This is a genomic window from Suttonella sp. (genome assembly GCF_056855035.1).
In genome coordinates this window covers 1-18,571 of the sequence record NZ_JBXGGR010000028.1, presented here as the reverse complement: position 1 = coordinate 18,571, position 18,571 = coordinate 1, and the positions used below count along the sequence as shown (strand labels likewise).

23 protein-coding genes and 1 pseudogene are annotated in these 18,571 nt (G+C 47.2%); 14 read left to right on the top strand and 10 right to left on the bottom strand.

Translation table 11 applies throughout. From position 1 onward, the window contains the following. Window positions 1-35 precede the first annotated feature (35 nt). A pseudogene (locus tag ACJHVI_RS02745) lies at window positions 36-170 on the top strand (IS1595 family transposase); the annotation flags it as partial. 535 nt (window positions 171-705) lie between these two features. Here the strand turns inward: ACJHVI_RS02745 and zapE are convergent. From zapE to lptF, 7 genes are all read right to left on the bottom strand, one after another. Further along, entirely contained in the window at window positions 706-1,824 is a 1,119-nt protein-coding gene (gene zapE / locus ACJHVI_RS02740; protein ID WP_483183094.1) for a cell division protein ZapE, read from the bottom strand. Next, entirely contained in the window at window positions 1,790-2,482 is a 693-nt protein-coding gene (locus tag ACJHVI_RS02735) for a SanA/YdcF family protein (protein ID WP_483183093.1), read from the bottom strand. Before ACJHVI_RS02735 ends, zapE begins: the two co-directional genes overlap by 35 nt. Beyond that, on the bottom strand, window positions 2,479-2,898 hold the full coding sequence (locus ACJHVI_RS02730; RefSeq protein ID WP_483183092.1) for a hypothetical protein: 420 nt from the start codon (window positions 2,896-2,898) through the stop codon (window positions 2,479-2,481). The genes ACJHVI_RS02735 and ACJHVI_RS02730 overlap by 4 nt, the downstream gene beginning before the upstream one ends. 22 nt (window positions 2,899-2,920) lie before the next feature. After that, window positions 2,921-3,598: an HI_0552 family protein gene (locus ACJHVI_RS02725; protein WP_483183090.1), complete on the bottom strand. Its 678-nt coding sequence runs from the start codon at window positions 3,596-3,598 to the stop codon at window positions 2,921-2,923. A 77-nt stretch (window positions 3,599-3,675) separates the two neighbouring features. After that, entirely contained in the window at window positions 3,676-3,873 is a 198-nt protein-coding gene (locus ACJHVI_RS02720; RefSeq protein WP_483183089.1) for a hypothetical protein, read from the bottom strand. A gap of 342 nt (window positions 3,874-4,215) precedes the next feature. Beyond that, window positions 4,216-5,274 (bottom strand): LPS export ABC transporter permease LptG, encoded by a 1,059-nt coding sequence (lptG, locus tag ACJHVI_RS02715; RefSeq protein WP_483183088.1) that lies wholly within the window; start codon window positions 5,272-5,274, stop codon window positions 4,216-4,218. Next, window positions 5,274-6,329, bottom strand: a complete 1,056-nt coding sequence (gene lptF, locus ACJHVI_RS02710) for an LPS export ABC transporter permease LptF (protein ID WP_483183087.1) — start codon at window positions 6,327-6,329, stop codon at window positions 5,274-5,276. Before lptF ends, lptG begins: the two co-directional genes overlap by 1 nt. 93 nt (window positions 6,330-6,422) lie before the next feature. Between lptF and ACJHVI_RS02705 the strand changes: the two genes are divergently transcribed. From ACJHVI_RS02705 to ACJHVI_RS02690, 4 genes are read left to right on the top strand one after another with little or no spacing between them, the layout of a single operon-like run. Continuing rightward, window positions 6,423-7,904: a leucyl aminopeptidase gene (locus ACJHVI_RS02705; RefSeq protein WP_483183086.1), complete on the top strand. Its 1,482-nt coding sequence runs from the start codon at window positions 6,423-6,425 to the stop codon at window positions 7,902-7,904. A 3-nt stretch (window positions 7,905-7,907) separates the two neighbouring features. Further along, on the top strand, window positions 7,908-8,543 hold the full coding sequence (gene rsmG / locus ACJHVI_RS02700) for a 16S rRNA (guanine(527)-N(7))-methyltransferase RsmG (protein ID WP_483183085.1): 636 nt from the start codon (window positions 7,908-7,910) through the stop codon (window positions 8,541-8,543). Next, complete coding sequence (locus ACJHVI_RS02695) at window positions 8,533-9,303, top strand: ParA family protein (protein WP_483183084.1); 771 nt, start codon at window positions 8,533-8,535, stop codon at window positions 9,301-9,303. Before rsmG ends, ACJHVI_RS02695 begins: the two co-directional genes overlap by 11 nt. A 16-nt stretch (window positions 9,304-9,319) precedes the next feature. After that, on the top strand, window positions 9,320-10,192 hold the full coding sequence (locus ACJHVI_RS02690) for a ParB/RepB/Spo0J family partition protein (protein WP_483183083.1): 873 nt from the start codon (window positions 9,320-9,322) through the stop codon (window positions 10,190-10,192). A 60-nt stretch (window positions 10,193-10,252) separates the two neighbouring features. On the opposite strand, the gene ACJHVI_RS02685 is transcribed toward ACJHVI_RS02690, so the two are convergent. Then, on the bottom strand, window positions 10,253-10,654 hold the full coding sequence (locus ACJHVI_RS02685) for a hypothetical protein (protein ID WP_483183082.1): 402 nt from the start codon (window positions 10,652-10,654) through the stop codon (window positions 10,253-10,255). Between the two features lie 45 nt (window positions 10,655-10,699). Beyond that, window positions 10,700-10,975, bottom strand: coding sequence for a hypothetical protein (locus ACJHVI_RS02680; RefSeq protein WP_483183081.1), 276 nt, complete (start codon window positions 10,973-10,975; stop codon window positions 10,700-10,702). A 473-nt stretch (window positions 10,976-11,448) separates the two neighbouring features. Between ACJHVI_RS02680 and ACJHVI_RS02675 the strand changes: the two genes are divergently transcribed. The 9 genes from ACJHVI_RS02675 to ACJHVI_RS02635 are packed head-to-tail and all read left to right on the top strand — an operon-like array spanning window position 11,449 to window position 18,241. Further along, window positions 11,449-11,799, top strand: a complete 351-nt coding sequence (locus ACJHVI_RS02675; RefSeq protein ID WP_483183080.1) for an ATP synthase subunit I — start codon at window positions 11,449-11,451, stop codon at window positions 11,797-11,799. A gap of 6 nt (window positions 11,800-11,805) precedes the next feature. Then, complete coding sequence (atpB, locus tag ACJHVI_RS02670; RefSeq protein ID WP_483183079.1) at window positions 11,806-12,612, top strand: F0F1 ATP synthase subunit A; 807 nt, start codon at window positions 11,806-11,808, stop codon at window positions 12,610-12,612. Window positions 12,613-12,648: 36 nt separating this feature from the next. Then, window positions 12,649-12,924 carry a F0F1 ATP synthase subunit C gene (atpE, locus tag ACJHVI_RS02665; protein WP_483183078.1) on the top strand — a complete coding sequence of 92 codons (276 nt, stop codon included), beginning with the start codon at window positions 12,649-12,651 and terminating at the stop codon, window positions 12,922-12,924. A gap of 29 nt (window positions 12,925-12,953) precedes the next feature. Beyond that, window positions 12,954-13,424, top strand: coding sequence for a F0F1 ATP synthase subunit B (locus tag ACJHVI_RS02660; RefSeq protein ID WP_483183076.1), 471 nt, complete (start codon window positions 12,954-12,956; stop codon window positions 13,422-13,424). A 1-nt stretch (window position 13,425) separates the two neighbouring features. Then, window positions 13,426-13,980 carry a F0F1 ATP synthase subunit delta gene (locus tag ACJHVI_RS02655; protein WP_483183075.1) on the top strand — a complete coding sequence of 185 codons (555 nt, stop codon included), beginning with the start codon at window positions 13,426-13,428 and terminating at the stop codon, window positions 13,978-13,980. Between the two features lies 1 nt (window position 13,981). Beyond that, window positions 13,982-15,523 (top strand): F0F1 ATP synthase subunit alpha, encoded by a 1,542-nt coding sequence (atpA, locus tag ACJHVI_RS02650; protein ID WP_483183073.1) that lies wholly within the window; start codon window positions 13,982-13,984, stop codon window positions 15,521-15,523. A 9-nt stretch (window positions 15,524-15,532) separates the two neighbouring features. Continuing rightward, on the top strand, window positions 15,533-16,408 hold the full coding sequence (atpG, locus tag ACJHVI_RS02645) for a F0F1 ATP synthase subunit gamma (protein WP_483183072.1): 876 nt from the start codon (window positions 15,533-15,535) through the stop codon (window positions 16,406-16,408). Window positions 16,409-16,426: 18 nt separating this feature from the next. Next, the gene (gene atpD / locus ACJHVI_RS02640) at window positions 16,427-17,815 is read left to right on the top strand and encodes a F0F1 ATP synthase subunit beta (protein ID WP_483183071.1); all 1,389 of its coding nucleotides are present in this window, start codon (window positions 16,427-16,429) and stop codon (window positions 17,813-17,815) included. A gap of 9 nt (window positions 17,816-17,824) precedes the next feature. Further along, a complete protein-coding gene (locus ACJHVI_RS02635) occupies window positions 17,825-18,241 on the top strand; it encodes a F0F1 ATP synthase subunit epsilon (RefSeq protein WP_483183070.1) in 417 nt (138 codons plus the stop codon). Between the two features lie 68 nt (window positions 18,242-18,309). Here the strand turns inward: ACJHVI_RS02635 and ACJHVI_RS02630 are convergent. Next, a partial coding sequence (locus tag ACJHVI_RS02630) for a transposase (RefSeq protein WP_483183069.1) occupies window positions 18,310-18,571 on the bottom strand: 262 nt, incomplete at its 5' end.

Here is an 18,571-nt window from a genome sequence, read left to right as displayed (position 1 = left end):
TTGAAAATTTTTATTGTCTCATTTTAATCTGAAGAAACTATACCAAAAGAAGGCTTGCAAAATTTAACGGTGTAAGCAAAAATTTCGAATGGCATTTGAAAGAATGCGAATGGCGCTGGAAGCAGAGTATTGATGATTTAGAAAAACATTTATGGTCGCTTCTGCAATAAATTATACCAATCACCCTGCTAGTCTAGAGCCTTATTTTATATGAGTGCACAGGGCGGGCTAATCAAAAATGGTATCGGGACGGCAGACGTATTCGCAGTCCGATGAATGGATTGTGTTTAGATGCTAGCGAGCCCTATAGTCGAAGAACTGAAAAAGTGACACAAAATATCAAGCTGCGAGCGTTATAGAGAGTACAGCAAAATGAATCAAAACTGTAACTCTTTTTGAAATCTTTGACTATATATTAAGATGCAAACCTGTCAAGACACTGCCGCGCAGTATTTTGATTGATGTTTGTCGATTACATGCACATATATAGTCTCTTCAGATTAAAATGATACGCCTTAAGACAACATATTGAAATATTTTTCAATATGTTGAAAATTTTTATTGTCTCATTTTAATCTGAAGAAACTATAGTACCTTAAGGTCAAAATGAGATTGAGAGATGCACATTTCATCAGGAGGAGCGTCTGAAATAATCTCATTTTGATGTTAAGAGACTATAAAAGCCGCTTTTGCGGCTTTTTTCGTTTAAGCCAGATGTGCTTCCTGCCAATAGGCTTCGCTTTGCATTTCAAAGAGGCGGCTTTGCAGGCGTTCGTATTCAAAGCGCATTTTTTTGCCTTGATAGAGTCGGCTGATGTCGCCGGCGGTGGTCAGTAGCAATTTGACGCGGCGGTCGTAGAATTCGTCAATCAGCAGCAGGAAGCGGCGTGCGGCATCTTCTAGGTATTCGTCCATTATCGGCACGCCGACGATGCCCACATAGGCGAAGCGTTTGGCGATTTCGATGTAGTCTTTTTGCGAGTAGTTGCCTTGGCAGAGTTGGGCAAAGTCAAAGACGATGCTGTCTTTATTGCGCCAATAAAGCGAAATTTCGCGGCTGCCGGCTTGGAAATGCGCTTCGTTTTTGACGGGGGCATGTCCCGTGAGTTCGCTGAGATCGTCTATCAGGGCTTGGCGTTGGCTCGGATTGTCTTCTTGGCGGAAGATGTTTTGCATGGAGAAATGGCGGCGGCGGAAGTCTTCGCCGTCCGGTACATGATGCACGGTCAGATGCTCTTCTATCCATGCGATGGCGGGCAGGAAGCGTTCGCGCTGGAGTCCGTTTTTGTATAAATCGGCGGGGGCGATATTGGAGGTGGTGATGATGGTGATGCCTTGCCCATGCATGGCGCTTAGCAGGCGGTCGAGAATCATGGCGTGGGTGATGTCGGAGACGAAAAATTCGTCTAGGCAGAGTACGTCGATTTCTTTTGCCATGTCCGCTACGATGTGTTGAATCGGGTTTTGCATTTGCGAGCATCGGTTCAATGCTTCGTTGATTTCCAGCATGAAGCGGTGGAAGTGGCGGCGGCGTTTGCGCGCGGTGGGCAGGGCTTGCATGAAGAGATCCATGAGGAAGGTTTTGCCGCGTCCGACGCCGCCCCAGCAGTAGAGTCCTTGAATCCACGGTTTTTGCGCTGCGGTGTTTTCTTTGCCGAACAGTCGGGCGAAAAAACCGCCGTTTTTGCTTGGCGGTGCTTCTTGGGATTGTGCCGTCAGTTTGTCGATGATGCGCTGCATGTGGGCGATGACGGCGAGTTGTGCTGCATCGCTGCTGAAGGCTTTGTCGTTAATGGCTTTTTGGTAGAGTACTGTCAGATTCATGGGATTTTTGGTTTGGGAAAGGAATGGGCTCGCCGTAGATGCGGGCTTCTTTGTTCAAGATAAAGAGGTCGAGCAGGGCTTTAAAGCGCGCGCCGATTTCGCGGATGCGGGTTTTGCTGCTGTTTTTAAAACTCACCGGATCGCGGGCATTAAAGGCGATGACTTGGTGTCCGCTGTGGCGGGCAAGAAAGACGGCACGGGCATTGTGAAAGGGTTGCGAGATGATGGTGTAGCGGGTGTTGCCGAAGATTTTTTCCGCGCGCAGAATGCTGTCGAGGGTGCGCAGTCCCGCATAATCGGGCTGAATGCGGTCGGCGGGTATGCCGGCGGCGATAAGGTCGCGGCGCATTTCGGCGGGTTCGTTGTAGTATTTGTTCGGGTTGGCACCGCTGACGATGAAGTAATCGACTTTGCCGGCCTGCCATAATTGGGCGGCGGCTTGAATGCGGGTGCTGTAGAAGAGATTGATGCGGTTCTGTCCCACGTATTTGGCGGTGCCGAGTACGATGGCAAGGTGGTTGTGCGGAATGTGGCGGCTGTCGTCATACAGGAAGGGGCGGCTGCTGTAGTCTATCCAATAATAGGCAAAACCGAGCAGGGCTATGCCGCTAAGACATAAAAAGAGTAGGCTGTACATTAAGCGTTGTCGCCATGTCATTTGGGTCTCCAAGGGGAGGCGGGTCGGGGAATGGCAAGACCGCGTTTGAGATAGTTGATGCCGCGCATGAAGCGGCGTATCCACCACACAAAGGGAAAGAAAGCGGGGAAGACGTAGAGGAATCCGCCGACGATGAGATTGCCTTGGCTGAAGAAACTTTGCTGATAATTCCAGTAGATGATGCCGATGGCAGCAAGGATAAAGCCGGTGTAGTACAGACAGCCGAAGAGGATGTAATCGGCATGGCTGGCTATATGGCTGTTTTTGAATTTGGGGCGCTGTATGACAGTCAGGATAAAGGCGGCGATGATGGTGAAGTAAGACAGGAATATGCCTAAAAAGCATAAGCTGTAGGCGTCGTGGATGCTTTTGTAGGTCGGATTGCTGAAATAGGTTTCTTGTTCGTAGTGTTGCATGGTCTGTCCTTGTCTGAAGGGCTTAGTCTAGCGCATTTGTTCGGATTTTGCCTGCCTCTATGGGTTGATGGGCAAGTTCGTAGAGAGGGAGCAGGGTGCGAATGTGTTCGGCAAGCCATTGGCTGCTGTCGTATGCGCCGAGTTCGGCAGCATTGAGCTGTTTGCCGATGATGTAGTAATGCGGCGCGGCAAGCAGAGGCAGGGGGCTGGGGTGTTCGGCAAGGATTTTATAATCGACGTATTCGCTGTCGCTGTCTTGCCAGAGTTCGAAATCGGCGTATTGTCTACGTAAATCGGCAGACTGATTGAGTGCGGCAGCCCATTGTTGGTAGTAGTCAAGAGAATAAGCAGAGCGGTCGGCACGGTAGGCATGCCAATCCAGACTCAGGCTTAAGCGGCGGCGGTTGAGGATAATCGATAAGATGCTAGCAGAGGATTGGTATTGCCGGTATTTGAAGAAGGCGAAGAAATGTGCGCGAAGCTGCCAGCCGTTGCTCCAGCGTTCGATATGGGCGGGGGCGAAATCTTCGCCGAGCAGATCTGCGGTTTGCCAGATAATCTGCCGCCATTGATTCCATGCCTGTTTATAGGCGGCTTTGAGCGGTTCAATCTCATCAGGAGCGTATTTGCGCAGTTGGCTGAATTGGAAAAAGGGCAGTTCAAACAGGGCGCAATCTTGAGGTTGGAGGGTGGCGGTCATGGCTTTCCTAAGAAAAGCCTTTATTGTACGCCATAAAAAAAGCCGGTGCGAACACCGGCTTTATATAGGCTTTCGGCTTATTTGCTTAAGCTGACGCCTGTAGCGCTAACGGCGCTGACAAAGGCATCGGCGTCAAAAGCGTCGCCGTGGGTAACGACAACGTTGTCGTTATTGATGTTTACCCATTTTACATCCGCAACAGCAGAGCCGGCTTCTTTTACTTTGTCGCTATTATCAGCTGTGAGACCGCTTGCTTTAAATAATGATTGTGCCATTTTTCATTTCCTTTGAAAGTGTTAAAAAAATATCTTGCGATGTGGCGGATTATAGCCTAGACCTAATGCAATACAGATATGATTTTTTTGCATAAGGAAATTGTTAGTGCTGTGTAATAAGTTCAGGAAATTCGTATGAATTTGCTTTGTATGGCTTTATCAGCCGCCTTTGCGTAAGGGCAGCCGCTTTAAGCTTAAATTGCTAGCGTTTTTAGCAGGCTACCTTGTCTGTTTGTAATTTTTTACACGGGCGGTATAGTCAAAGAATTGAATGCCGTACGCTCTTGTACTGTCTGCGGCTCGCCGCCTTGTACTACTTTTTCACTTCTCCGACTATAACGCTTAATTGCGCAAGAGGGCGATAAAGGGCGGTATGCCGAGTATGAGAATGGGCAGCAAAGCACCGAGTATCGGCGGCCAATGGAGTAATAATGCCATACTGGAGAGGATGGCTTGCAGCACATAGTAACTCACGCCGAGCAAGATGCCGATGAGCAGACGTGCGCCACCGCCGCCGCTGCGTACTTGTCCGTAGGCAAAAGGTAGGGCGAGCAGAAGCATAGCGAGTGTAGAAAGCGGCAGGAAGAGTTGCTGCCATAGGCGCAATGATTCATTGCGATGCTCAATACGGTTGGCTTTGAGGAATTGCGTGAGCGTATAGAGTTCGGCGATGGTTTGAGCGCTAGAGGTATCGGCAAGGCGGCTTAAGGTTTGCGGATTGACGGGATTATGCCAAGTGTTTCTGCCTTCGCCCAATTGATAGCGTGTGCTGTTAAGCATAATGCTATGGCTGTCGCTGAGTTGCCAGTAATCGCCCTGATGTTCGGCACGACGCACTTTGTCTATGCGGATATTGCCTTCTCTGTCTTGCCGATAAAAGCTGAGTCCGCCTAAGCTACCGTCGGGATTGAATTGGGCGATATGCACGTAGCCGTCTTCGCCGCTGTCTAGCCAGATACCTTGTGCAAAATGATTGGCGCTTGCCCGTCCTAGTGCTTGATTACGCGTGAGTTCGGCTTTGTCATTCATGCCGGGGGCGATGTATTCGCTGATGCCGATGAGTCCGATGCCTAAGAAAAAAGCCATGAGAATACCGGCACGCGAGAGGCGTAGCTTGGAAACGCCGGCGGCGCGTACAACGGTGAGTTCGTTCTGATTGCCCAGTTGTCCTAGTCCCATAATGCTGCCGACTAAGATAGCGGCAGGCAGAAATTCGATAATTTTATCGGGAATTTGCAGAGCAAGAACATATATCATTACAAGGAATGAGTATTTGCCGACGCCTAGATTGTCGGCTTCATCGCTGCTTTGTACGAGAAAATCTATGCCTAAAAGGAATATTAAGGTCACAAAGGTGCTGATGAGTAGCGTGCGCAGTAAATAGCGGTCGAATTTGCTCATTAGAGGGATTTCCTTGCTTTAAGCCACCAGCAGAAAATGCCGGTAAAAACCACGGCATGCACGATAAAGCTGCCCGGCAAGGCAGGCAGGGAGCCTTTGGTCACGGCTTTCACGGCGTTATCAAGGGCGCTGCTGTAGATGGCGAATAATAAGAATGCGGGAAGGAGTTTTTGTTGGCGTCCTTTGCGCGGGTCTGTGTGGGCAAGCATGGGGATGCACAAGCAGAAAATCAGCATGGCGACGGCGGGATTAAGGCGGATTTGCCATTCGGCGAGATGTTCGCGGCTGTCGGTGCCCAGTTCTGCGGTGGGGAGGTTGCGCAGACGTTCGTCGCGGCGGTTTTCGCTGCTCGGTAAATGCAACTCGGCGGCGCGGAATTCGGTGTAACCGGCTTCTTGCATGTCATGGTTATCCTGCCAAGCAATACGCGTTCCTTGCTTGAGATGCAGGAAATGTTCCGTGCCGCGGGTTTCGATGTGTCCGCTGTCGGAAAAGATGACGGCATTATTGCCTGCGCCGTGTTGGGCGATGAAGAAGTCTTGATAGGCGCCGGCATTGAAATCGCCGGTATGGATGCTGATGCCGTTGTCGAGGCGGCGGAAGCTGTTGGCGCTGAGCAGGGCAAAGCTGGCTTGTTGTCGGGCTTGGTCGCGGATGGCAGCGGTTTGGCGGTACACATCGGGCATAATCATCAGCGTGAGATACAAGAGCAGGGCGCAGACGGGAACAGCAGTTACAAAGATGATGCGGTGGATGTGGGCGCGGCTGATGCCGCTGGCGAATACGGCGCTCATTTCTTGGTCGCTGTAGAGGCGGCTTAGAGTCATGACCGCGGCTAAAATCAGGGCGACCGGAATTAAAATAATCAGCATGTTCACCGCCTGCAAGCCGATTAGCTGCCACACGGCGGACAGGCTCATGTCGCCCGCTACTGCGGCGGAGAGCAGGCGCGCTAGGCGGAAGCTTAAAATAATTGCCAGCAAAATGATGATAATGGCGATGAATAAGGCGGCGATTTCGCGCATGATGTAGCGGTAAAGGGTAGGAAGCCTCATGTTTCCTTCGTCTGAATTCGTTATGTGATTATGGTATTCTAAACTGTTTTGAGGGCTGAGGTTAAGCCTGTCTTTGTTTTTTAAGGGTGCTTTATGAATGTGATTGCTAAAAATGCGCAGGCGGGGAAAGTCGGCGCTGATGTCTTGGTGCTGTGGTTGGATGATAAAGGGCGTTTTGGCGAGGCTTTGCAGGCTGTGGATAAGGCGTCGGAGGACTATTTTTCCGCGCGTCAGCAGGCGGGTGATTTGCCGGAGGCGGGAAAATGGGCTTTGTTCCATGCGGTCGAGGGCGTGAAAGCGGCGCGCGTATTGGTATTGTGTTTGTCGGCAGGCGAGGCGGCTTTGCGTCAGATAGCGCCTGCGGTTTGGACGCAGATTGCCGAGCATCGCTGGGATAAATGCGTTTTTGCTTTGCAAGATGTGCCGGTAAGTCGGGCGGCGCGCGTTTTTGTCAGCGCTTTATATCATAGCGCTTATCGTTTTGAGCAGTTTAAGACGATAAGCGACAGCGATAAAAAGGCGGCAAAATGGCGCAAGAAATGGCAGGGCGAATGGCTGCTTGAGAAAAAAGAGACTCAGGTCGAGCAGGATTTGGCTTGGGCGGATGCTTTGAACGCGGGTTGCAGTTTGACGCGCGATTTGGGTAATACGCCGCCGAATGTGTGTACGCCCCGCTGGTTGGCGGAACAGGCGGAGCAATTGGCGGGGCAATATGAGGATTTATCGGTAAAAGTGCTGAAAACCAAAGAGATTAAGGCTTTGGAAATGGGTGCTTTGCTTTGCGTGGCGCAAGGTTCGGTTCAGGAGCCGCGTTTTATTACGATGAGTTATCAGCCGGCAAAAGCGGTGAATAAAAAGCCGATTGTCTTGGTGGGCAAGGGGGTAACTTTCGATTCCGGCGGTATTTCGATTAAACCTGCCGACGGCATGGATTTGATGAAATACGATATGGGCGGCGCGGCGGCGGTATTCGGCGCGATGGCGGCGGTGGCAAAGGCGGCATTGCCTGTGCATGTGGTGGCTTTGATTCCTGCGGTGGAGAATTTGCCCAGCGGTGCGGCGGTCAAGCCCGGCGATATTGTGCGCAGCATGTCCGGAAAGACGATTGAGATTTTAAATACGGATGCCGAAGGGCGTTTGATTCTCTGCGATGCTTTGACTTATGCCGAACGCTACGAGCCGCAGGCGGTAATTGATTTGGCGACCTTGACCGGCGCTTGCGTGATTGCTCTCGGTTCGCCGCGCGCGGGTTTGTTCGGCAATAATGCGGAGCTGGAGCAGGCTTTGTATTTGGCGGGAGAAGCGGTGCATGACCGCGTTTGGCGTATGCCTTTGGACGAGGATTATCTCGAGATGATGAAGAGTCCTTTTGCGGATTTGGCGAATGCTTCCAGCGTACGCGAGGCGGGAGCGGTAACCGCGGCGGCATTTTTAAGCCAGTTTGCGCAGAAATACGATTGGGCGCATTTGGATATTGCCGGCGTGGCTTGGCAGCGCAGCGGCGGCAAAGGCGGCACGGGTCGTCCCGTAGCTTTATTATTGGAATATTTCACACGCTTGGCAGGTAAAAAATAATTCATGTCAGTGAGTGCTTTGCTTGAGCAGGGTTTGTCGGCATTAGCCATGGATGTGCCGCCTTCCTTGTCTGTGCGCTTGCAAGAATATTTGCAGCTTTTGGAGAAATGGAACCGCGTACATAATTTGACGGCGGTGCGTGTGCCTGAGGAACAGGTGCGCCTGCATCTCTTGGATTGCTTGGCGCTTGTGCCTTTGCTGAATGCCTCTGCGCTGCGGATTGCCGATATCGGCAGCGGCGCGGGTTTTCCCGGTCTGATGTGGGCAATCGCAAGACCGCAATGGTCGCTGTATTTGGTTGAATCCAATCATAAAAAAACGGCATTTTTACGCGAGGCGGTACGTTGTCTGGCTTTGGAGAATGTAGAGGTCATCGCTAAGCGTGCCGAGCAATGGCAGCCCGAACAGGCGATGGATTGGATTGTCAGCCGCGCGATGGCGGATATTGACGGCTTTGTGCGCGTGAGCGCGCATTTGGGGCATGCGGACAGCACATGGGGCTTGATGAAAGCGCATGATGATGAGCAATGCAGCATCGCGGGCTTTGTGAAAAGTGCCGTGCGGGAAGTGCATGTGCCGCTGCTGGATGCGCCGCGTTTATGGGTTTGCGTACGGCGGGAGGCGGCAGATGGCAACTAAGATTATTGCGGTCAGCAATCAAAAAGGCGGTGTCGGCAAGACCACCAGCGCAGTCAGTCTTGCGGCGGCTTTTGCCGCGGAAGGCAAAAAAACGCTGCTGATCGATATGGATCCCCAATGCAATGCCACCGTGGCTTGCGGCGTGGCGCATCGGGAAATCGAATTTGGCGTCATGGAAGTTTTAACAGGCGATAAAACGCCTGAAGAAGTCTGTCTGCATTTGCCCGACAGCGGCATTTATTTACTGCCCGCCAATGAAAACTTAAGCGCCGACGATAAAGATTTAGCCGCCCAAGCGGCAAGACACAGCGCCTTGCAGCGCCATTGCACAGGCTGGATAGAAGGCTTCGATTGGGTCTTTATCGACTGTCCGCCGACATTAAACATATTAACTGTCAATGCCTTAGTGGCGGCGCAATATGTGCTGGTGCCGATTCAATGCGAATATTTCGCTTTGGAAGGTGTGGGCGCATTATTGGATACGGTCGGACAGGTGCGGCAAAGCATTAATCCCGATTTGCGCGTGGCGGGCTTTTTGCGCACCATGTTCGATCCGCGTTCGCGGCTGACGCGCGAAGTCTCGGATAATTTGATTGAGCATCTGAAAGGATTGGTTTTTAACGAAATTATTCCGCGCAATGTGCGCTTGGCGGAAGCCCCCAGCTACGGACAGCCGATTGTGCAATACGACTCGCGCTCAAAAGGCGCTTTGGCATATCAGGCGGTGGCACAGGAATTGGCGCAGCGTTTAGGGAATTGAGGCATAAGGAGAAAGGATGAAAAAAGGCGGTTTAAGCAAGGGTTTGGGCGATATTTTGAACGACAGCGGACGCGATGTGCTGGCAAAACCCGAATTAGAAACGCTGAAAGAAATCGATGTGGCGCGCATTCAGGCAGGACGCTATCAGCCGCGCCGTCTTTTTGACGAGCAGGCGCTCAGCGAATTGGCACAATCGATTAGCGAGCATGGCGTATTGCAGCCTTTGGTTGTGCGCCCGATCGGACATGAACGCTATGAAATAGTCGCCGGCGAGCGGCGTTTTCGCGCCTCACAAAGAGCGGGCTTAAACAAAGTGCCCTGCGTGGTCAAACATTATGACGACCGCCAAGCCCTTGCCGTGGCATTGATTGAAAATCTGCAACGCTCCGACTTAAATGCCTTGGAAGAAGCGCAGGGCTTGCAGCAATTGGCGAATGAATTTTCTTTATCGCATGAACGTATTGCGCAATTAATCGGACGCTCGCGCTCCGCTGTCAGCAATAGTTTGCGCCTGCTGGGATTAACTGAACCGGTAAAACAAGCCTTAAGCGATGAAAAAATCGATATGGGACATGCTCGCGCCTTGCTCAGCCTATCGCCAGCCCAACAGCAAATGATGGTCGGCGAAATCATTGCCAAAGAACTGACCGTACGCCAGACAGAAGCGCGGGTGCGGCAACTGCTTAAGGGCGAAGAAGAACAAGTGGTCAAAACGCCTTTGAAAAACGCCGATATCGAAGCCCTTGAATCGCGCATCAGCGATTTTCTCGGCTTTGCCGTGGCAATCAATCATAAGAAAAAAGGCAATGGTAAAATTGTCTTGAAATACCAATCCCTTGATGAGTTGGAATCGATTTTCGGCAAATGGGGCTTTAATCAACGTTCCTAAGAATTCAAGCGCAGTTGCCATTTGTGCAAATATCGCCTGATAAGTATCGGGCGATATTTTTTACTTTTCAGCCGGCAGAGATGAGAGCAGAGCCGGTACGGCGACGACGGCAATTGCGGCATCGGCGGTAAGAGCGATAGGTGTTGCGACGATGGTCAAGAGTACGTCAAGCATATCTTTCGATTTCTTTTCTGTTCGGCGCATTTCCAGACTGACAGGCACATATTGCTCAAAGCGGTAATCCACTTTGAAATTTTCCGGTTTGGAGAAGGTTTTCCCGATGGCGGAAAAGCAGCGATGGTATTGCTGCGGCATTTCTGCTGTCGGCGTAAATTTCTCACGCAAAAGTTCCGTCTGTTCTTGTATTGCTTGGGCAGCGGAAAAATGCTCGGGAATATCGTAGCGCAGGCAGAAACGGCTGCTGAAAGTCTGATCTTTTTCTTCGCTGAGCACGGTCGGCAAAGCGGACAGCGGTTTGCGGTTATTGTGGTCAAAGATTTGATAGCGCTAGCTGAGTTTGGCATTAAGCACTGTTTGGATGTCTTCAGAGGAATCAGGGTTTAGCACATACCAATAGCGTTCGCCCATCATAATGAGGCTGCCGGCTTCCAGTTGTGCGGTAGTGGTTTTGACTTGTCCGAAGGCATGGATTTTATCGCTGCCGATATCCTGATAAGAAATGGAAATATCGTCGCTTGTGGCTTCGCTCCAGAGATAGCCGGTTACGCAGCCATTGAGAAGAAAAGCGGCTGATAACATAAAGGGAATAAATGATTTTTTCATGATGTTGTCTTTTAGCTTAAATGAATACCTCATCTTAACATGAAATTAGAGATATACGCTTGAAATTAATAATTTACATGAAGATAAGCGACCGTTATTATCGGAGAATCGGAAAATACTACGGCTTATCCTGCTACTATAGTCGGAGAAGTGGAAATTAATATAAGGCGGCGAGCCGCAGATGGTACAAGAGCGTACGGCAAGGCAGGCCAAGTCCGTAATATTTTTTCAATTCTTCGACTATCTCTCTGTCCTATTTAAGGTTCGCTGTCTTGTATTATTTTTCTGCGTCTTCGATTTAGTCCGGGTAGCGCTTTCTTCATGGTGAGAATATAAATGATGCAGAGAGTGATTGTTCTAAGTCTCGATTAATTCTATAATTATCTTTGTTTGAGTGGTAAAAATGGAGGTTTTGGTGAGTTTTTCGTTGACCGCTTGTGTGCTAACTTTTATAATTCCGACAATAAATGCAAATGCAAAAAACAGTAGTTAAATTACTAGTTACACAAACGGTAATTGCTATCGTTTTGCTAGCGCTGACATGGCTGTCAGCTTATCGTTATCTTGCTCATCCAATATTTTTAGGTACTCTCGTTAGTATTATAACAAGCGCTGCACTGATGCTAGTTATAAGAAAATTGCCGAAGGTGTTGAAGGCAAGAACGTTTTATGCGCTGATGTGGTTATGTGAAATATTAAAATGGTTGATCATTATTATCTTGATGATCATTTTTTTGAAAATGCAAGTAAATGCCTTGGGGTTGGTCATAGGATTTGCGACAACCTATGTAGGCGGTTATTTTATGATGCTTATACTGAAGTGAGGAAATATGGCAGGGGCAGAACATAGCGGTGAAACCGGTGCTGCGGAATTTATCCAACATCATATGACCAATCTTGTGATTGGCGAACCGGGAACTTTTTGGTCTTTACATATTGATACGCTCTTTTTCTCTATTCTTTTAGGTGTGTTGTTTTGTTGGTTTTTTTATAGCATTGCGAAAAAAATGGACAGCGGCGTACCCGGTTTTGCACAAAACTTTGCCGAGATGATTTTTGATTTTGTCGATGGTGCGGTTAAAGATTTTTACGGCAAATCAAGAGCGGATATCGGTTCCTTAGCTTTAACGGTATTCTGTTGGATTTTATTGTGGAACGTGATGGACCTCATTCCTGTCGATTTACTGCCGGCGGCCGCATCTTTGGTCGGAATTCCTTATCTAAAAGTAGTGCCTTCGACAGACGTAAACGCGACCTTTGCCTTATCAATCACTATTGTGGTTTTGACTTATGTGTATGCTTTTAAGGCGAATCATGGCGCGATGGGCTTATTGAAAGCGATGGGTTCTCATCCTTTCGAGGCAGAAGTGTTGTGGAAAAAGGCTCTGTTGTTCCCAATCAATTTTGCGTTAAAAATTGTTGAAGATTTCGCTAAGATTATTTCTTTATCATTACGTTTGTTTGGTAATCTGTTTGCAGGCGAATTAGTCTTTATTTTGATTGCTTTATTACCATTTTTTGTGCAGTTTTTACCGGGCGGTGCTTGGGCTATCTTCCATATCTTGGTAGTTATCCTGCAAGCCTATATTTTTATGATTTTGACAATCGTCTATATGTCGATGGCAGAATCTCACTAATTTTCCATTCATTTCATTTATTCTAGGAGGATACCCATGGGAAATATTGAAGCGTTTATGCATATCCAAGGCTTTTCAGCAATTGCAATTGCCGTTATCTTAGGTTTGGCAGCAATCGCAACAGGGATTGGATTTGCTATTTTGGGCGGCAAATATATTGAAAGCAGTGCTCGTCAACCTGAAATGATGAACCCATTGCAAACCAAATTCTTCATTATTGCCGGCTTATTAGATGCGATTGCGATGATTAGTGTGGTAATTGCATTGATTATGGTATTTGCTAATCCATTGCTTGGTGGAATTCAACCGTAATTTGACATATCAACCAAAGGTGCAATCCTATGGATATTAATCTGACCCTAATTGGCCAGGTAGGCACTTTCCTAGTATTTTGGTGGTTCGTGCATAAAGTCATTTGGCCAATTTTTGCCAAAGTAGCCGCTGAACGTCAGCAAAAAATCGCTGAAGGTTTGAGTTTGGCAGATAGTGCACGTCACAAAATGCAAAGTGCGCAGCAAGAATCTGCAGATTTGCTTGAGCAAACGAAAGCGCAAGCAAATGAAATTCTTGGTCGCGCACAAAAGCAAGCAAATGAAATCGTTGATGCTGCTCGTGAAGAAGCAAAAAAAGTGGGTGATTTAGAATTAAATCAAGCACGTGCTCAAATTCAGCAAGAGAAAAATCAAGTATCACGCGAATTGCAATCAAAGCTTTCGGCTTTGGTTATAGAAGGTGCGGAAAAAGTCATTGGGCGTGAAGTAAATGCAAAAGATCATGAACGACTTTTGCAAGAATTAGCTGAGAAATTCTAATATGTCTCAATCTGAAACTATTGCAAGACCTTATGCTAAAGCCGCCTATCAACAGGCTTTAGCAAACGAATCTTTAGGAAAGTGGCAGGAATTTTTGCAGATTTCTGCATCATTTGCCAAAAATGAAGCAATTATTTCTCGATTAACCGTACCGGGTTTTTTTTCTCAATGGCAAATCTGGCTTAATGAAAGCTTGGAGAAGAATCGCGGCGAAGTCATGCGAAAAGAGGAAGAAAATTTCTTGAATATTTTACAAGAAAATAATCGTCTTTCTGTTTTGCCCGAAATTGCTGAGCAATTTACATTACAAATGCATCAAGCTGATGGTGTGTGCGAGGCTAAAGTTTATAGCGCTAAAGCCTTAGAGCCGCAACAAAAGGCTAGCATTGTAGAAATGCTAGAAAAAAAATTGGGTAAAAAAGTGCTGCTTGAGGTAATTGAGCAAGCTGATTTACTTGCTGGTGTCAGAATTGAGTATGATGGTTTGGTATTAGATCAGTCGACCAAAGGGCGGATTGAACAATTTGCCCAAAAGCTAGAAGATTTGAGGAATTAAAATGCAGTTAAATGCCGCAGAAATTAGTGATTTTATTAAAAGTAAAATTGCTGATTATGATAGTAAAGTAAAAAGCAGCGCAGAAGGGACGATTATTAGCGTTTCTGATGGTATTGTGCGTATTCAAGGGTTGCAACAAGTTATGCTGGGCGAGATGATTGCTTTGCCCGGCGGAGAATATGCGCTTGCTTTAAACCTTGAGCGTGATAGTGTCGGGGCAGTAGTATTAGGCGAATATACTGCTTTGCGTGAAGGCGATAAGGTTAAATGTACGGGTAAAATCTTAGAAGTGCCGGTCGGTCGGGAATTGCTGGGTCGTGTTGTGAACGCGCTTGGCGAGGCTATTGATGGTAAAGGTGAGATTAAAACCGCACAAAGTTCTCCTATCGAAAAAATTGCTCCCGGCGTTATAGAGCGCCAATCTGTTGATCAGCCTTTGCCTACGGGATTAAAATCGATTGACGCAATGGTGCCGGTTGGTCGCGGGCAGCGCGAATTAATTATCGGCGATCGTCAAACAGGTAAAACGGCGATTGCAGTAGATGCAATTATTAATCAAAAAACAACGGGCGTGAAATGCGTATATGTGGCAATCGGTCAGAAAGCCTCATCAATAGCCGCAGTTGTGCGTAAATTAGAAGAGCACGATGCACTCAAGCATACTATCATTGTGGCAGCTTCGGCTTCTGATTCAGCGGCGATGCAATATATTGCGGCTTATGCAGGCTGTGCAATGGGCGAATATTTCCGCGATCGTGGCGAAGATGCATTGATCGTATATGATGATTTAACTAAGCAGGCATGGGCGTATCGTCAAGTTTCTCTGCTTTTACGCCGTCCCCCCGGTCGTGAAGCTTATCCTGGTGATGTTTTCTATTTGCACTCACGTTTGCTTGAACGCGCTTCTCGTATTAATGCCAAAGAAGTCGAGCGTTTAACTAATGGAGAAGTCAAAGGTAAGACAGGTTCTTTAACCGCTTTGCCGATTATTGAAACACAAGCGGGCGACGTTTCTGCATTCGTGCCTACTAACGTTATTTCCATTACAGACGGTCAAATTTTCTTAGAAACAGATTTATTTAATGCGGGGATTCGTCCTGCAATTAATGCCGGCTTATCTGTTTCTCGTGTCGGCGGTGCTGCGCAGACTAAGATTATTAAAAAATTAGGCGGCGGCGTTCGTTTGGCTTTAGCTCAATATCGTGAATTGGCTGCTTTTGCCCAATTTGCTTCCGATCTTGATGAAGCAACGCGTAAACAGCTTGAACATGGTCAACGTGTTACCGAATTGATGAAGCAAAAGCAATATTCTCCGTTAAATACAGCGGAAATGGGTATTTCATTATTTGCTGCGGATAAAGGTTATTTAGATACTGTTCCAGTTGAAAAAATCATTCAATATGAAGCGGCGATGTTGGCATATATGCGTAGCGAACATAAAGCATTATTAGATCGTATTAATGAAAAAGGCGATTATAATGATGAAATTGAAACAGCAATTCGCACTGCATTAGATGAGTTCAAAGAAAAAGGTACTTGGTAAGGAATCGTAATGTCTAATGCCAAAGAAATACGCGGTCAGATTAAAAGCATAAAGAATACGCAGAAAATTACGCGTGCCATGGAAATGGTAGCTGCTTCAAAGATTCGCCGTGTGCAAGATCAAATGCGAGTAGGAAGACCTTATGCTGAGAATATTCTGCGTGTGATTGCGCATTTGGTAAAGGCGAGTACTGCTAAACAGCATCTTTTTTTAACTGGTCATGAAAAAGAAGCGATTGAGAAAGTTGGGTATATCTTGATTAGTACTGATCGCGGTTTATGCGGCGGTTTAAATATTAATTTATTTAAAACTTTTTTACAGCATATTCGTGATCAAAGAGCACAAGGACGTAAAGTTGTTGCTTCTGTCTTTGGCAGAAAGGGTGTCAGCTTTTTAAGTCGGGTCAATATTCCTATAATTTCAGCTGTAGAAAATTATCCGGAAGCTCCGGAAATTCAGGATTTGATTGGTGCAGTCCATCCAATGATAGAAGCTTTTGAACGCGGCGAAATTCAGCAAATTTATATTGTTGGCAACACCTTTATCAATGCAATGGTACAAAAACCGACTATTGAACGGCTTTTGCCGGCAAATATCGCACATGGAGATGGTAAGACTGCCAGCCATTCTTGGGATTATGTATATGATTCTTCTCCAGATGAATTACTTGAGCGCTTGATGAAGCGTTATTTGGAAAGCATTGTCAGACAAGCGATGCTTGAAAATATCGCATCTGAAATGTCGGCACGCATGATCGCAATGAAAAATGCTTCTGATAATGCCGGTTCATTGATTAATGAATTGCAGCTGAAATATAACAAAGCTCGCCAAGCGGCGATTACCCAAGAATTAACAGAAATTGTTGCCGGCGCTGATGCCGTCTAATGAATTAGGAGAGTTTTTATGAGTACGGGCAAAATTGTACAGATTATTGGCGCGGTAGTTGATATTGAGTTTCCAATTGATGAAATCCCAAATATCAATGATGCGTTAATCGGTGAAGAGAATGGGATTACTTTTGAAGTGCAGCAGCAGCTTGGCGATGGCATTGTGCGTACCATTGCAATGGGGGCTTCAGATGGTTTGGTTCGCGGTATGTCGGTTAAAAACACCGGTAAAGCGATTCAAGTACCGGTAGGTAAGGCGACTTTAGGTCGTATCATGAATGTGTTGGGCGAGCCGATTGATCATCAAGGAGAGATTGAAGCGGAAGCCAAATGGGGTATTCACCGCGCAGCGCCTGCTTATGATGAATTATCAAGCTCTACCGAGCTATTAGAAACCGGTATTAAAGTTATTGATTTGCTTTGTCCTTTTGCAAAAGGCGGTAAGGTCGGTTTATTTGGCGGCGCGGGCGTCGGCAAAACCGTTAATATGATGGAGCTTATCCGTAATATTGCGATTGAGCATAGCGGTTATTCCGTTTTTGCCGGTGTCGGCGAACGTACTCGCGAGGGTAATGACTTCTACTATGAAATGAAAGAGTCTAACGTATTAGACAAAGTATCTCTTGTTTATGGACAGATGAACGAGCCGGCGGGTAACCGTTTCCGTGTCGCTTTAACAGGCTTAACCATGGCGGAATATTTCCGTGAAGAAGGGCGTGATGTTCTGTTCTTTGTGGATAATATTTATCGTTATACCTTGGCGGGTACGGAAGTATCGGCACTCTTAGGTCGTATGCCTTCTGCAGTAGGTTATCAGCCGACTTTGGCGGAAGAAATGGGCAAGCTGCAAGAACGGATTACTTCTACCAAAAAAGGGTCGATTACTTCGATTCAAGCGGTATATGTACCGGCAGATGACTTGACTGACCCTTCTCCTGCGACAACTTTTGCTCACTTAGATTCAACGGTAGTACTTTCGCGCCAAATCGCCGAGTTGGGGATTTATCCGGCGGTAGATCCTTTGGATTCTACTTCGCGTCAATTAGATCCTTTGATTATTGGCGAGGAACATTATTCGGTTGCACGTCGCGTGCAAGGCGTGTTGCAGCGTTATAAAGAATTGCGCGATATTATTGCGATTTTAGGTATGGATGAGTTGTCTGAGGAAGACAAGCAAATCGTTACCCGTGCACGTAAAATCCAACGTTTCTTATCACAACCTTTCTTCGTTGCGGAAGTCTTTACAGGTTCTCCGGGCAAATATGTGTCTTTAAAAGATACGATTGCCGGTTTTAAAGGAATTGTTGAAGGCGAATATGACCACTTGCCTGAGCAGGCATTTTACATGGTCGGTTCCATTGATGAAGCAGTGGCAAAAGCCGAAAAAATGAAAGCCCAAGCCTAAGGAGGCAGCATGGCGAATGCTTTTCGTGTAAGTGTAGTGAGTCAAGACCGTTCTCTTTATGAGGGAATGGTACAGCAAATTGCCGTTACTGCCGCTTCTGGAGAGTTGGGTATTTTGGCTGGACACACGCCATTGATGGCAAGTTTAAAGCCCGGTCAAGTGCGTTTGACTTTAGAATCAGGAGCAGAAGAGGTTATCTATATTTCAGGCGGATTTTTAGAGGTTCAAGCGCAGCAGACGATTATATTAGCGGATAGTGCTGAGCGTGCCGCTGAATTAGACGAAGCCAAAGTACGGGCAGCAAAAGAACGAGCGGAAGCAAGGATGCACGGCTTGCAAGCAGACGATAAAGACGGCAAACATCTGCATACTGAGTTGGCGCAATTAACCGCACAGTTATCAGCCATTCGTCGCGCACGCAGGTAAGTGCTGTATTTTTTAAGCCGACCTTGTGTCGGCTTTTTATTTTAACCTGAGTTCGGGATAAGCCACCTCTATTTAGCAGCCGCCAAAGCATTCTTCCTAAACATCTGCGGCTTATACGCAAACAAGCAATATGCCGTTAATCCAGAAATCAGATTCAACAAAAATTCCTTCTCTGAACGATGGCGAGTATGTTCAATTTGGCATAGATTCTTTAACTGATCAAAAATCGTTTCAACAACACATCTTTGTTTTAACAACCTTTTTTGTTCAGGACTTTGGGGCGGGGATTTCATATTCTTTTTCTTGCCTGTCAGTAAAGTGATGTTGTAT

Coding starts and splice junctions, on each gene's coding strand:
- atpB (WP_483183079.1), top strand. CDS start 11,806: ATGGCAGGGGCAGAACATAGCGGTGAAACCGGTGCTGCGGAATTTATC.
- ACJHVI_RS02735 (WP_483183093.1), bottom strand. CDS start 2,482: ATGACATGGCGACAACGCTTAATGTACAGCCTACTCTTTTTATGTCTT.
- ACJHVI_RS02720 (WP_483183089.1), bottom strand. CDS start 3,873: ATGGCACAATCATTATTTAAAGCAAGCGGTCTCACAGCTGATAATAGC.
- ACJHVI_RS02730 (WP_483183092.1), bottom strand. CDS start 2,898: ATGCAACACTACGAACAAGAAACCTATTTCAGCAATCCGACCTACAAA.
- ACJHVI_RS02705 (WP_483183086.1), top strand. CDS start 6,423: ATGAATGTGATTGCTAAAAATGCGCAGGCGGGGAAAGTCGGCGCTGAT.
- zapE (WP_483183094.1), bottom strand. CDS start 1,824: ATGAATCTGACAGTACTCTACCAAAAAGCCATTAACGACAAAGCCTTC.
- ACJHVI_RS02655 (WP_483183075.1), top strand. CDS start 13,426: ATGTCTCAATCTGAAACTATTGCAAGACCTTATGCTAAAGCCGCCTAT.
- ACJHVI_RS02690 (WP_483183083.1), top strand. CDS start 9,320: ATGAAAAAAGGCGGTTTAAGCAAGGGTTTGGGCGATATTTTGAACGAC.
- lptF (WP_483183087.1), bottom strand. CDS start 6,329: ATGAGGCTTCCTACCCTTTACCGCTACATCATGCGCGAAATCGCCGCC.
- ACJHVI_RS02635 (WP_483183070.1), top strand. CDS start 17,825: ATGGCGAATGCTTTTCGTGTAAGTGTAGTGAGTCAAGACCGTTCTCTT.
- atpG (WP_483183072.1), top strand. CDS start 15,533: ATGTCTAATGCCAAAGAAATACGCGGTCAGATTAAAAGCATAAAGAAT.
- atpD (WP_483183071.1), top strand. CDS start 16,427: ATGAGTACGGGCAAAATTGTACAGATTATTGGCGCGGTAGTTGATATT.
- ACJHVI_RS02675 (WP_483183080.1), top strand. CDS start 11,449: ATGCAAAAAACAGTAGTTAAATTACTAGTTACACAAACGGTAATTGCT.
- atpA (WP_483183073.1), top strand. CDS start 13,982: ATGCAGTTAAATGCCGCAGAAATTAGTGATTTTATTAAAAGTAAAATT.
- rsmG (WP_483183085.1), top strand. CDS start 7,908: ATGTCAGTGAGTGCTTTGCTTGAGCAGGGTTTGTCGGCATTAGCCATG.
- ACJHVI_RS02660 (WP_483183076.1), top strand. CDS start 12,954: ATGGATATTAATCTGACCCTAATTGGCCAGGTAGGCACTTTCCTAGTA.
- atpE (WP_483183078.1), top strand. CDS start 12,649: ATGGGAAATATTGAAGCGTTTATGCATATCCAAGGCTTTTCAGCAATT.
- ACJHVI_RS02695 (WP_483183084.1), top strand. CDS start 8,533: ATGGCAACTAAGATTATTGCGGTCAGCAATCAAAAAGGCGGTGTCGGC.
- ACJHVI_RS02725 (WP_483183090.1), bottom strand. CDS start 3,598: ATGACCGCCACCCTCCAACCTCAAGATTGCGCCCTGTTTGAACTGCCC.
- ACJHVI_RS02680 (WP_483183081.1), bottom strand. CDS start 10,975: ATGAAAAAATCATTTATTCCCTTTATGTTATCAGCCGCTTTTCTTCTC.
- lptG (WP_483183088.1), bottom strand. CDS start 5,274: ATGAGCAAATTCGACCGCTATTTACTGCGCACGCTACTCATCAGCACC.